Source organism: Pseudomonas hefeiensis (assembly GCF_030687835.1).
GTDB classification, from domain to species: domain Bacteria; phylum Pseudomonadota; class Gammaproteobacteria; order Pseudomonadales; family Pseudomonadaceae; genus Aquipseudomonas; species Aquipseudomonas hefeiensis.
In genome coordinates this window covers 5,743,767-5,756,013 of sequence record NZ_CP117449.1, presented here as the reverse complement: position 1 = coordinate 5,756,013, position 12,247 = coordinate 5,743,767, and the positions used below count along the sequence as shown (strand labels likewise).

Here is a 12,247-nt window from a genome sequence, read left to right as displayed (position 1 = left end):
GGATTGGTGTCTGCGCGCCCCGCAAACCTTGTATTTGGTGCGCGATCTTGTATGGTTGGGTCCCTTTGAATCTGAGCCTTGCGGGTCTGTTATGAAGTCGGTTGAAGAGCAGCTAGCGCTGATCAAACGTGGTGCGGAAGAACTGTTGGTCGAGTCCGAGCTGATTGAAAAGCTCAAGCGCGGCCAGCCGCTGCGCATCAAGGCTGGTTTCGACCCGACGGCCCCCGATCTGCACCTGGGGCATACCGTGCTTATTAATAAGCTGCGTCAGTTCCAGGACCTGGGGCATCAGGTCATCTTCCTTATAGGTGACTTCACCGGGATGATCGGTGATCCGAGCGGCAAGAGTGCAACGCGTCCACCGCTGACTCGCGAGCAGGTTCTCGATAACGCAGAGACCTACAAGACTCAGGTCTTCAAGATTCTTGATCCGGCCAAGACCGAAGTCGCTTTCAACTCTACCTGGATGGATCAGATGGGGCCGGCGGACTTCATTCGCCTGACTTCCCAGTACACCGTGGCTCGTATGCTGGAGCGCGATGACTTTGACAAGCGCTATAAAACCAGCCAGCCGATCGCCATTCATGAATTCCTCTACCCGCTTGTGCAGGGCTATGACTCGGTCGCATTGCGTGCCGACGTCGAGCTCGGCGGTACGGATCAGAAGTTCAACCTGCTGATGGGGCGTGAGCTTCAGCGTGGCTATGGCCAGGAAGCCCAGTGCATTCTGACCATGCCATTGCTGGAAGGGTTGGATGGTGTGAAGAAGATGTCCAAGTCGTTGGGCAACTATGTGGGTATCCAGGAAGCGCCAGGCGTTATGTACGGTAAGCTGGTTTCCATTCCTGATGCGCTTATGTGGCGTTACTTCGAGTTGCTCAGCTTCCGTTCCATGGATGAGATCAATGCATTCCGTGCGGATGTTGAGGCTGGCGCAAATCCTCGGGACATCAAGATCAAGCTGGCTGAGGAGATCGTCGCTCGTTTCCATGGTGAAGAGGCTGCGGCCAATGCTCATCGTGCGGCGGGCAACCGCATGAAGGATGGCGAATTGCCGGATGACCTGCCTGAGATCGAATTGACCGCGGCCGAGGATATGCCGATTGCGGCTGTTCTTAATAAAGCGGGCCTGGTCAAGAATGCGGCGGCGGCGCGAGACCTTCTTGGTTCGGGAGGGGTGCGCATAGATGGTGAGGTTGTGGATCGCACCTATATATATAAGCTGGGTGCTACCCATGTCTGCCAGGCCGGCAAGAAGGCTTTTGCGCGTATCGTGTTGAAATCCGAATAAAGCTTAAATTAGTTCTTGACGGCAAATCCTGGACGTCTATAATTCGCCCCACTTCCGGCGCAGTCGAAACTGAAAACTCCTTGAGTTTCAATGAGTTAAGCGATTTTCGGCAACGCAGGGCTTCAGGTCATCGAAGCCTGGGAAGCAGTTAGTGGGGCGGCTTGCATGGCTTCGTTAACGATTCGGTCTTCTCGATCGAAAGCGGTCAAAAAGAGGTGTTGACAGCAGCGAGTAACGCTGTAGAATTCGCCTCCCGCTAACGAGAGATCGGAAGCGCAAGTGGTTGAAGTTGCTGAAGTTTTGGAAAGCAAAACTTTGAAAACTTCAAAAATAACCGCTTGACAGATACACCGGGCGCTGTAGAATGCGCGCCTCGGTTGAGACGAAAGACTCAACCCACCGCTCTTTAACAACTGAATCAAGCAATTCGTGTGGGTGCTTGTGGAGTCAGACTGCTAGTCAACAGATTATCAGCATCACAAGTTACTCCGCGAGAAATCAAAGATGTAACCAACGATTGCTGAGCCAAGTTTAGGGTTTTCTCAAAACCCAAAGATGTTTGAACTGAAGAGTTTGATCATGGCTCAGATTGAACGCTGGCGGCAGGCCTAACACATGCAAGTCGAGCGGTAGAGAGGTGCTTGCACCTCTTGAGAGCGGCGGACGGGTGAGTAAAGCCTAGGAATCTGCCTGGTAGTGGGGGATAACGCTCGGAAACGGACGCTAATACCGCATACGTCCTACGGGAGAAAGCAGGGGACCTTCGGGCCTTGCGCTATCAGATGAGCCTAGGTCGGATTAGCTAGTTGGTGAGGTAATGGCTCACCAAGGCGACGATCCGTAACTGGTCTGAGAGGATGATCAGTCACACTGGAACTGAGACACGGTCCAGACTCCTACGGGAGGCAGCAGTGGGGAATATTGGACAATGGGCGAAAGCCTGATCCAGCCATGCCGCGTGTGTGAAGAAGGTCTTCGGATTGTAAAGCACTTTAAGTTGGGAGGAAGGGCATTAACCTAATACGTTAGTGTTTTGACGTTACCGACAGAATAAGCACCGGCTAACTCTGTGCCAGCAGCCGCGGTAATACAGAGGGTGCAAGCGTTAATCGGAATTACTGGGCGTAAAGCGCGCGTAGGTGGTTCGTTAAGTTGGATGTGAAATCCCCGGGCTCAACCTGGGAACTGCATTCAAAACTGTCGAGCTAGAGTATGGTAGAGGGTGGTGGAATTTCCTGTGTAGCGGTGAAATGCGTAGATATAGGAAGGAACACCAGTGGCGAAGGCGACCACCTGGACTGATACTGACACTGAGGTGCGAAAGCGTGGGGAGCAAACAGGATTAGATACCCTGGTAGTCCACGCCGTAAACGATGTCAACTAGCCGTTGGGAGCCTTGAGCTCTTAGTGGCGCAGCTAACGCATTAAGTTGACCGCCTGGGGAGTACGGCCGCAAGGTTAAAACTCAAATGAATTGACGGGGGCCCGCACAAGCGGTGGAGCATGTGGTTTAATTCGAAGCAACGCGAAGAACCTTACCAGGCCTTGACATCCAATGAACTTCCAGAGATGGAGGGTGCCTTCGGGAACATTGAGACAGGTGCTGCATGGCTGTCGTCAGCTCGTGTCGTGAGATGTTGGGTTAAGTCCCGTAACGAGCGCAACCCTTGTCCTTAGTTACCAGCACGTTATGGTGGGCACTCTAAGGAGACTGCCGGTGACAAACCGGAGGAAGGTGGGGATGACGTCAAGTCATCATGGCCCTTACGGCCTGGGCTACACACGTGCTACAATGGTCGGTACAGAGGGTTGCCAAGCCGCGAGGTGGAGCTAATCCCACAAAACCGATCGTAGTCCGGATCGCAGTCTGCAACTCGACTGCGTGAAGTCGGAATCGCTAGTAATCGCGAATCAGAATGTCGCGGTGAATACGTTCCCGGGCCTTGTACACACCGCCCGTCACACCATGGGAGTGGGTTGCACCAGAAGTAGCTAGTCTAACCTTCGGGAGGACGGTTACCACGGTGTGATTCATGACTGGGGTGAAGTCGTAACAAGGTAGCCGTAGGGGAACCTGCGGCTGGATCACCTCCTTAATCGACGACCGCAGCTGCTTCATGAGCTCCCACACGAATTGCTTGATTCATTGAAGAAGACGAAAGAAGCAGCCAAAAGGGTTGTGGCTTGGTTGGTTAGAGCGCACCCCATGCTCTGTGGTAAAGAGCAGGGTGAGGTCGGCCTTATTAGCTCGAAATTGGGTCTGTAGCTCAGTTGGTTAGAGCGCACCCCTGATAAGGGTGAGGTCGGCAGTTCGAATCTGCCCAGACCCACCAATTTTGTGTGGGAAAAGCCTGTAGAAATACGGGGCCATAGCTCAGCTGGGAGAGCGCCTGCCTTGCACGCAGGAGGTCAGCGGTTCGATCCCGCTTGGCTCCACCATACTGCTTCGATTGTATAAAGCTTAGAAATGAGCATTCCATCGGTTCGATGGTGAATGTTGATTTCTAGTCTTTGACTAGTTCGTTCTTTAAAAATTTGGGTATGTGATAGAAAGATAGACTGGACGTTACTTTCACTGGTAACGGATCAGGCTAAGGTAAAATTTGTGAGTGCTCTTTGAGCATGCGAATTTTCGGCGAATGTCGTCTTCACAGTATAACCAGATTGCTTGGGGTTATATGGTCAAGTGAAGAAGCGCATACGGTGGATGCCTTGGCAGTCAGAGGCGATGAAAGACGTGGTAGCCTGCGAAAAGCTTCGGGGAGTCGGCAAACAGACTGTGATCCGGAGATGTCTGAATGGGGGAACCCAGCCATCATAAGATGGTTATCTTGTACTGAATACATAGGTGCAAGAGGCGAACCAGGGGAACTGAAACATCTAAGTACCCTGAGGAAAAGAAATCAACCGAGATTCCCTTAGTAGTGGCGAGCGAACGGGGACTAGCCCTTAAGTGGCTTTGAGATTAGCGGAACGCTCTGGAAAGGGCGGCCATAGTGGGTGATAGCCCTGTACGCGAAAATCTCTTAGTCATGAAATCGAGTAGGACGGAGCACGAGAAACTTTGTCTGAATATGGGGGGACCATCCTCCAAGGCTAAATACTACTGACTGACCGATAGTGAACTAGTACCGTGAGGGAAAGGCGAAAAGAACCCCGGAGAGGGGAGTGAAATAGATCCTGAAACCGTATGCGTACAAGCAGTGGGAGCCCACTTTGTTGGGTGACTGCGTACCTTTTGTATAATGGGTCAGCGACTTATTTTCAGTGGCGAGCTTAACCGAATAGGGGAGGCGTAGCGAAAGCGAGTCTTAATAGGGCGTCTAGTCGCTGGGAATAGACCCGAAACCGGGCGATCTATCCATGGGCAGGTTGAAGGTTGGGTACACTAACTGGAGGACCGAACCGACTACCGTTGAAAAGTTAGCGGATGACCTGTGGATCGGAGTGAAAGGCTAATCAAGCTCGGAGATAGCTGGTTCTCCTCGAAAGCTATTTAGGTAGCGCCTCATGTATCACTGTAGGGGGTAGAGCACTGTTTCGGCTAGGGGGTCATCCCGACTTACCAAACCGATGCAAACTCCGAATACCTACAAGTGCCGAGCATGGGAGACACACGGCGGGTGCTAACGTCCGTCGTGAAAAGGGAAACAACCCAGACCGTCAGCTAAGGTCCCAAAGTTATGGTTAAGTGGGAAACGATGTGGGAAGGCTTAGACAGCTAGGAGGTTGGCTTAGAAGCAGCCACCCTTTAAAGAAAGCGTAATAGCTCACTAGTCGAGTCGGCCTGCGCGGAAGATGTAACGGGGCTCAAACCATACACCGAAGCTACGGGTATCACTTAGGTGATGCGGTAGAGGAGCGTTCTGTAAGCCTGTGAAGGTGAGTTGAGAAGCTTGCTGGAGGTATCAGAAGTGCGAATGCTGACATGAGTAACGACAATGGGTGTGAAAAACACCCACGCCGAAAGACCAAGGTTTCCTGCGCAACGTTAATCGACGCAGGGTTAGTCGGTCCCTAAGGCGAGGCTGAAAAGCGTAGTCGATGGAAAACAGGTTAATATTCCTGTACTTCTGGTTATTGCGATGGAGGGACGGAGAAGGCTAGGCCAGCTTGGCGTTGGTTGTCCAAGTTTAAGGTGGTAGGCTGGAATCTTAGGTAAATCCGGGATTCTAAGGCCGAGAGCTGATGACGAGTTACCCTTTGGGTGACGAAGTGGTTGATGCCATGCTTCCAAGAAAAGCTTCTAAGCTTCAGGTAACCAGGAACCGTACCCCAAACCGACACAGGTGGTTGGGTAGAGAATACCAAGGCGCTTGAGAGAACTCGGGTGAAGGAACTAGGCAAAATGGCACCGTAACTTCGGGAGAAGGTGCGCCGGTGAGGGTGAAGCACTTGCTGCGTAAGCCCACGCCGGTCGAAGATACCAGGCCGCTGCGACTGTTTATTAAAAACACAGCACTCTGCAAACACGAAAGTGGACGTATAGGGTGTGACGCCTGCCCGGTGCCGGAAGGTTAATTGATGGGGTTAGCTAACGCGAAGCTCTTGATCGAAGCCCCGGTAAACGGCGGCCGTAACTATAACGGTCCTAAGGTAGCGAAATTCCTTGTCGGGTAAGTTCCGACCTGCACGAATGGCGTAACGATGGCGGCGCTGTCTCCACCCGAGACTCAGTGAAATTGAAATCGCTGTGAAGATGCAGTGTATCCGCGGCTAGACGGAAAGACCCCGTGAACCTTTACTATAGCTTTGCACTGGACTTTGAATTTGCTTGTGTAGGATAGGTGGGAGGCTTTGAAGCGTGGACGCCAGTTCGCGTGGAGCCAACCTTGAAATACCACCCTGGCAACTTTGAGGTTCTAACTCAGGTCCGTTATCCGGATCGAGGACAGTGTATGGTGGGTAGTTTGACTGGGGCGGTCTCCTCCTAAAGAGTAACGGAGGAGTACGAAGGTGCGCTCAGACCGGTCGGAAATCGGTCGTAGAGTATAAAGGCAAAAGCGCGCTTGACTGCGAGACAGACACGTCGAGCAGGTACGAAAGTAGGTCTTAGTGATCCGGTGGTTCTGTATGGAAGGGCCATCGCTCAACGGATAAAAGGTACTCCGGGGATAACAGGCTGATACCGCCCAAGAGTTCATATCGACGGCGGTGTTTGGCACCTCGATGTCGGCTCATCACATCCTGGGGCTGAAGCCGGTCCCAAGGGTATGGCTGTTCGCCATTTAAAGTGGTACGCGAGCTGGGTTTAGAACGTCGTGAGACAGTTCGGTCCCTATCTGCCGTGGACGTTTGAGATTTGAGAGGGGCTGCTCCTAGTACGAGAGGACCGGAGTGGACGAACCTCTGGTGTTCCGGTTGTCACGCCAGTGGCATTGCCGGGTAGCTATGTTCGGAAAAGATAACCGCTGAAAGCATCTAAGCGGGAAACTTGCCTCAAGATGAGATCTCACTGGGACCTTGAGTCCCCTGAAGGGCCGTCGAAGACTACGACGTTGATAGGTGGGGTGTGTAAGCGCTGTGAGGCGTTGAGCTAACCCATACTAATTGCCCGTGAGGCTTGACCATATAACACCCAAGCAATTTGTATCCTCCAAGCCAAAAGGCGAAAGACACCAGATTGCGGTGTGTGAAGACGCTATGAACCGAAAGTTCGCACAACACACAAATCTATCGCATACCCATTCGCTGGCACGTGACCGCAAGGCACGCACCGGCTACCGAATTTCTTGACGACCATAGAGCATTGGAACCACCTGATCCCATCCCGAACTCAGCAGTGAAACGATGCATCGCCGATGGTAGTGTGGGGTTTCCCCATGTGAGAGTAGGTCATCGTCAAGATTAAATTCCGAAACCCCTATCTGCTGATGCAGGTAGGGGTTTTGTTTTGCCCGCGGGAAAGACCTTTTGTGTTTCTATGCAACAGTCTTGCGCATCGCTATCATGCGGGCCTCATTATCAGGTGCAGTTTGCATGCTCACGTTGCTTAAACTTCTGAAAGATGGCCGCTTCCACTCGGGTCAGGCGCTGGGTACTGCGCTGGGTATCAGTCGGAGTGCCGTATGGAAGCAGTTGCAGCACCTGGAGGCGGAGTTAGGGTTATCAGTTCATAAGGTTCGAGGCAAAGGATATCGGTTGGCTAAGCCGCTGGTGCTTTTGGATGCAGCTGGGATTGGTGCGAAAGGACCTTGTGAGTGGCCTATTCACATATTTGATTCCATTGACTCCACCAACGCCGAAGCGCTGCGTTCCATAAGTGGCGGGGCGCAGGCACCATTCCTGGTTTTGGCTGAGAGGCAGACCGCAGGTCGTGGTCGTCGCGGCCGCAAGTGGGTTAGCCCCTTTGCCGACAATCTTTATCACAGCCTAGTGCTGCGCATTGACGGTGGCATGCGCCAGATCGAAGGGCTCAGTCTGGTCGTCGGACTTGCTGTCATGCACGTCTTGCGTGATATGGGAATTACCGGGGCGGGATTGAAGTGGCCCAACGATGTCTTGGTTGGTGAGAAAAAAATAGCTGGCATTTTACTTGAATTGGTAGGGGATCCGGCGGACGTTTGTCACGTTGTCCTGGGTGTAGGAATCAACGTGAATATGCGGTCGACCGATGAGGTAGATCAGCAATGGACATCCATGTGTCTTGAGGCAGCCAAGGATTTTGATCGTAATGAGCTGGTTGGACGGTTGGTGGCGAAGTTTCAGCATTATCTGAGGCTCCACCAGGTGTCGGGTTTTTCCGCGATCCAAGAGGAGTGGGAGCGATACCATCTATGGCAAGGGCGGGCTGTTTCGCTGATTGCTGGTATCAACCAAATTGACGGCGTCGTGATGGGTATTGATCGTCAGGGGGCGCTGCGTTTAAGGGTAGATGGCGTGGAAAAAATCTTTAGCGGTGGTGAGCTCAGTTTGAGGTTGCGTGATGATTCTTGAGCTCGATTGCGGCAATAGTTTTATCAAGTGGCGTGTCCTTCATCCCGATGGCGTAACGCCGCTCGAGGGGGGGGTGGTCGGTTCCGACAACGACCTGCTGGCGAGCCTGAATAATGCCGATAAATTCCAGCTCAAGAAATGCCGTCTCGTTAGCGTGAGGACGCCGGAAGAGACTGACTCGTTAATTACTTCGTTGGTTGACGCATTTGGAGTGTCCGTATCACGCGCTGTACCCGTTCGGGAGATGGCGGGTGTCAGGAATGGTTATGACGATTACGAGCGTTTAGGGCTCGATCGATGGTTGGCTCTGCTTGGCGGTTTCCATCTTGCTGCGGGAGCCTGTCTGGTGCTCGATTTTGGTACGGCCATTACGGCGGATTTCGTCGCTGCAGACGGCGAACATCTGGGCGGGTTTATTTGTCCTGGCATGCCTTTGATGCGTAATCAGTTGCGTACCCATACCCGAAGAATTCGTTATGACGATATGGCGGCTGAGCGAGCCCATGAAAGCCTCGCTCCTGGTCGCTCGACTGTCGAGGCGGTCGAGCGTGGATGCATGCTGATGCTCAGGGGGTTTGTTCTGACTCAGCTTGAGTTGGCGACGGAATATTGGGGAGGCGACTTCGTGGTGTTTCTAACAGGGGGGGATGCCAACCTGGTTTCCGGTGTTGTCCCTGATGCCAGGGTCGTGCCTGATCTGGTGTTTGTTGGTTTGGCGATGGCCTGTCCTTTGTCTTGAGGTATCTATGCGGTGGCTGTTTCTCTTGTTGCTGGTTTTGAATGTCTTCTATTACGTCTGGCATCAGCAGGAGGCTCCGCTTCGCGCAAAAGATGTGACTCCGTTGAGTTTGTATCGTGGCTCGCAGCAGGATATTCAACTTTTGAGCGAAACAGCGGATGCGCTTGTAAGGCGGGATTCGGGCAGATCTGGGGCTCAACGAGCGTGTGTTTATCTGGGTGGTTTTGTGCGCTCGGAAATGGCGCGGCAGTTGGAGCAGCGACTTGCTGCTTTAGGGGTCGTGGCCCGTTCCGCTACGTTAAGCTCCCCGAATTTGCCTGAGGGTGGAGGATTTTGGGTTCTGGTTTCGCCAGATAGCGTGGGGAAGGTGAATGAAATGCTGCTTCAAAACCTTTCTAGAGAATTCAATGAGTTAAAACATAAAATAATGCCCTGTGAGGGGGTTGCACCCGCAGAGTAGTTTGCATAGAATGGCGCCCGCTTCGCAGCGAAGGCCTTCATCGGCTAGCGCTACAAAGTAAGGTCAACGCAGCTAACCTCAGGTTTTTAATGAGAAAAATGCTTGACAGAAGGCTGGCATGATATAGAATGCCGGCTCGCTTAGGAGGGGTTCCCGAGCGGCCAAAGGGATCAGACTGTAAATCTGACGTCTACGACTTCGAAGGTTCGAATCCTTCCCCCTCCACCATTTTTAGCGTGAGCTGCAAGCTCCGCGGGGGTATAGTTTAGTGGTAGAACCTCAGCCTTCCAAGCTGATGATGCGGGTTCGATTCCCGCTACCCGCTCCAAGTTTGCAGGTTGTGCAAAGTGTTTTGCTCTTGTAGCTCAGTTGGTAGAGCACACCCTTGGTAAGGGTGAGGTCAGCGGTTCAAATCCGCTCAAGAGCTCCATATAACAAGGCAGATATGAAAATATCTGCCTTTGTTTTAATGGTTTGTGTGACTTGCTCAATTCTTCTCCTAGGGGTGATTTCGATGGCTAAGGAAAAGTTCGAACGTAATAAGCCGCACGTCAACGTTGGTACCATCGGTCACGTCGACCACGGTAAAACCACGCTGACCGCTGCTCTGACCCGTGTCTGCTCCGAAGTCTTCGGTTCGGCCAAGGTTGACTTCGACAAGATCGACAGCGCCCCGGAAGAAAAAGCTCGCGGTATCACCATCAACACCGCTCACGTTGAATACGATTCGGCCGTGCGTCACTACGCACACGTTGACTGCCCAGGTCACGCCGACTACGTAAAAAAACATGATCACCGGTGCTGCCCAGATGGATGGCGCGATCCTGGTTTGCTCGGCCGCTGATGGTCCGATGCCACAAACCCGTGAGCACATCCTGCTGTCCCGTCAGGTAGGCGTTCCGTACATCGTTGTCTTCCTGAACAAGGCTGACATGGTTGACGACGCTGAGCTGCTGGAACTGGTTGAGATGGAAGTGCGCGATCTGCTGAGCACTTACGATTTCCCAGGTGATGACACTCCAATCATCATCGGTTCGGCTCTGATGGCTCTGAACGGCCAAGACGACAACGAAATGGGTACCACCGCTGTCAAGCGTCTGGTAGAAACTCTGGACAGCTACATCCCAGAGCCAGAGCGTGCTATCGACAAGCCGTTCCTGATGCCAATCGAAGACGTCTTCTCGATCTCCGGTCGCGGTACTGTTGTGACTGGTCGTGTTGAGCGTGGCATCGTCCGCATTCAGGAAGAAGTTGAGATCGTTGGTCTGCGCGATACTCAGAAAACTACCTGCACCGGCGTTGAAATGTTCCGCAAGTTGCTCGACGAAGGTCGTGCTGGCGAGAACTGCGGCGTACTGCTGCGTGGCACCAAGCGTGACGACGTTGAGCGTGGCCAGGTTCTGGTCAAGCCAGGTACCGTCAAGCCGCACACCAAGTTCACCGCAGAAGTTTACGTTCTGAGCAAGGAAGAAGGCGGCCGTCATACTCCGTTCTTCAAAGGCTACCGTCCACAGTTCTACTTCCGTACAACTGACGTGACCGGTAACTGCGAGCTGCCAGAAGGCGTTGAAATGGTAATGCCAGGTGACAACATCCAGATGACTGTCACTCTGATCAAGACCATTGCGATGGAAGACGGTCTGCGTTTCGCTATCCGTGAAGGCGGTCGTACCGTCGGCGCCGGCGTCGTGGCTAAAGTCATCGAGTAAGTAGTTGTAATGTCTTTTTCGGGCCGGCATAATGGTCGGCCTGATTTTGTTTTAGGTCAGTAGCTCAATTGGCAGAGCGACGGTCTCCAAAACCGTAGGTTGGGGGTTCGATTCCCTCCTGACCTGCCAGATTCACTTGGTGTGTCTGGCTTTCTTTTCACAGGATCTTCATAGATGACTCCTAAAGCTGAAGCTCAAGGCTCTCGCTTCGATCTGCTCAAGTGGCTAGTGGTTGTCGCTTTGGTGGTTGTTGGCGTTGTTGGCAATCAGTATTACTCTGCTTCGCCGATCCTGTACCGTGTACTTGCATTGCTTGCTATCGCCGCTGTTGCTGCCTTTGTAGGGCTGCAAACGGCTAAGGGCAAGTCTTTCTTTGTACTCGCTAAGGAAGCTCGCACCGAGATTCGTAAAGTCGTATGGCCGACTCGCCAAGAAACCACGCAGACCACGTTGATCGTTGTGGCTGTTGTTCTGGTAATGGCGTTGCTGTTGTGGGGGCTTGATTCCCTGCTCGGCTGGCTTGTTTCCTTGATTGTTGGCTAAGGGTGTCCCGTGGCTAAGCGTTGGTACGTTGTGCATGCTTACTCGGGTTACGAGAAGCATGTCATGCGCTCGCTGGTAGAGCGCGTAAAGCTGGCTGGCATGGAAGATGGCTTTGGCGAGATTCTGGTCCCCACTGAAGAAGTGGTTGAGATGCGTAATGGCCAGAAGCGCAAAAGTGAACGCAAGTTCTTTCCAGGCTACGTGCTGGTGCAGATGGATATGAACGAAGGGACTTGGCACTTGGTCAAGGATACCCCTCGGGTGATGGGCTTCATTGGCGGTACTGCCGACAAACCTGCACCGATTACAGATAAAGAGGCAGAAGCGATTCTGCGTCGTGTCGCTGATGGTAGCGATAAGCCGAAGCCGAAAACGCTGTTTGAACCAGGTGAAGTTGTTCGGGTCACTGACGGTCCATTCGCAGATTTCAATGGCACGGTTGAAGAAGTTAACTACGAAAAGAGCCGGATCCAAGTGGCAGTGCTCATTTTCGGTCGCTCTACTCCGGTAGAGCTAGAGTTCAGTCAGGTCGAAAAGGTCTGATTGAACAGGCATCCCAACCCCGCAGC

6 protein-coding genes, 6 tRNA genes, 3 rRNA genes and 1 pseudogene are annotated in these 12,247 nt (G+C 52.8%); all 16 read left to right on the top strand.

The annotated features are described in order from the left end of the window. Window positions 1-91: 91 nt before the first annotated feature. The 16 genes and pseudogenes from tyrS (at window position 92) to nusG (ending at window position 12,221) form a co-directional block, all read left to right on the top strand. Complete coding sequence (tyrS, locus tag PSH57_RS26055) at window positions 92-1,291, top strand: tyrosine--tRNA ligase (protein ID WP_305390480.1); 1,200 nt, start codon at window positions 92-94, stop codon at window positions 1,289-1,291. 561 nt (window positions 1,292-1,852) lie between these two features. After that, a 16S ribosomal RNA gene (locus PSH57_RS26050) occupies window positions 1,853-3,387 on the top strand. A 160-nt stretch (window positions 3,388-3,547) separates the two neighbouring features. Beyond that, window positions 3,548-3,624: transfer RNA gene (locus PSH57_RS26045), tRNA-Ile, on the top strand. 30 nt (window positions 3,625-3,654) lie between these two features. Continuing rightward, window positions 3,655-3,730 (top strand) — tRNA-Ala (locus tag PSH57_RS26040). A 241-nt stretch (window positions 3,731-3,971) separates the two neighbouring features. After that, window positions 3,972-6,862: ribosomal RNA gene (locus PSH57_RS26035) — 23S ribosomal RNA — on the top strand. Between the two features lie 160 nt (window positions 6,863-7,022). Continuing rightward, window positions 7,023-7,138, top strand: a 5S ribosomal RNA gene (gene rrf, locus PSH57_RS26030). Together the 16S, 23S and 5S rRNA genes with 2 tRNA genes alongside form the textbook arrangement of a ribosomal RNA operon. 132 nt (window positions 7,139-7,270) lie before the next feature. Beyond that, complete coding sequence (gene birA / locus PSH57_RS26025; RefSeq protein WP_305386187.1) at window positions 7,271-8,227, top strand: bifunctional biotin--[acetyl-CoA-carboxylase] ligase/biotin operon repressor BirA; 957 nt, start codon at window positions 7,271-7,273, stop codon at window positions 8,225-8,227. Continuing rightward, the gene (locus PSH57_RS26020) at window positions 8,217-8,966 is read left to right on the top strand and encodes a pantothenate kinase (protein ID WP_305386185.1); all 750 of its coding nucleotides are present in this window, start codon (window positions 8,217-8,219) and stop codon (window positions 8,964-8,966) included. Before birA ends, PSH57_RS26020 begins: the two co-directional genes overlap by 11 nt. Window positions 8,967-8,973: 7 nt before the next feature. Then, window positions 8,974-9,426, top strand: coding sequence for a hypothetical protein (locus PSH57_RS26015; protein ID WP_305386183.1), 453 nt, complete (start codon window positions 8,974-8,976; stop codon window positions 9,424-9,426). 143 nt (window positions 9,427-9,569) lie between these two features. Next, window positions 9,570-9,654, top strand: a tRNA-Tyr gene (locus tag PSH57_RS26010). A gap of 26 nt (window positions 9,655-9,680) precedes the next feature. Next, window positions 9,681-9,754 (top strand) — tRNA-Gly (locus PSH57_RS26005). Window positions 9,755-9,780: 26 nt separating this feature from the next. Continuing rightward, window positions 9,781-9,856 (top strand) — tRNA-Thr (locus tag PSH57_RS26000). An 84-nt stretch (window positions 9,857-9,940) separates the two neighbouring features. Further along, window positions 9,941-11,135, top strand: a pseudogene (gene tuf, locus PSH57_RS25995) (elongation factor Tu). A gap of 53 nt (window positions 11,136-11,188) precedes the next feature. Then, window positions 11,189-11,264, top strand: a tRNA-Trp gene (locus PSH57_RS25990). Between the two features lie 45 nt (window positions 11,265-11,309). Then, a complete protein-coding gene (secE, locus tag PSH57_RS25985) occupies window positions 11,310-11,678 on the top strand; it encodes a preprotein translocase subunit SecE (protein ID WP_003186101.1) in 369 nt (122 codons plus the stop codon). A gap of 9 nt (window positions 11,679-11,687) precedes the next feature. Continuing rightward, window positions 11,688-12,221: a transcription termination/antitermination protein NusG gene (nusG, locus tag PSH57_RS25980; protein ID WP_003186097.1), complete on the top strand. Its 534-nt coding sequence runs from the start codon at window positions 11,688-11,690 to the stop codon at window positions 12,219-12,221. Window positions 12,222-12,247 lie beyond the last annotated feature (26 nt).

Coding starts and splice junctions, on each gene's coding strand:
- PSH57_RS26015 (WP_305386183.1), top strand. CDS start 8,974: ATGCGGTGGCTGTTTCTCTTGTTGCTGGTTTTGAATGTCTTCTATTAC.
- secE (WP_003186101.1), top strand. CDS start 11,310: ATGACTCCTAAAGCTGAAGCTCAAGGCTCTCGCTTCGATCTGCTCAAG.
- birA (WP_305386187.1), top strand. CDS start 7,271: ATGCTCACGTTGCTTAAACTTCTGAAAGATGGCCGCTTCCACTCGGGT.
- tyrS (WP_305390480.1), top strand. CDS start 92: ATGAAGTCGGTTGAAGAGCAGCTAGCGCTGATCAAACGTGGTGCGGAA.
- PSH57_RS26020 (WP_305386185.1), top strand. CDS start 8,217: ATGATTCTTGAGCTCGATTGCGGCAATAGTTTTATCAAGTGGCGTGTC.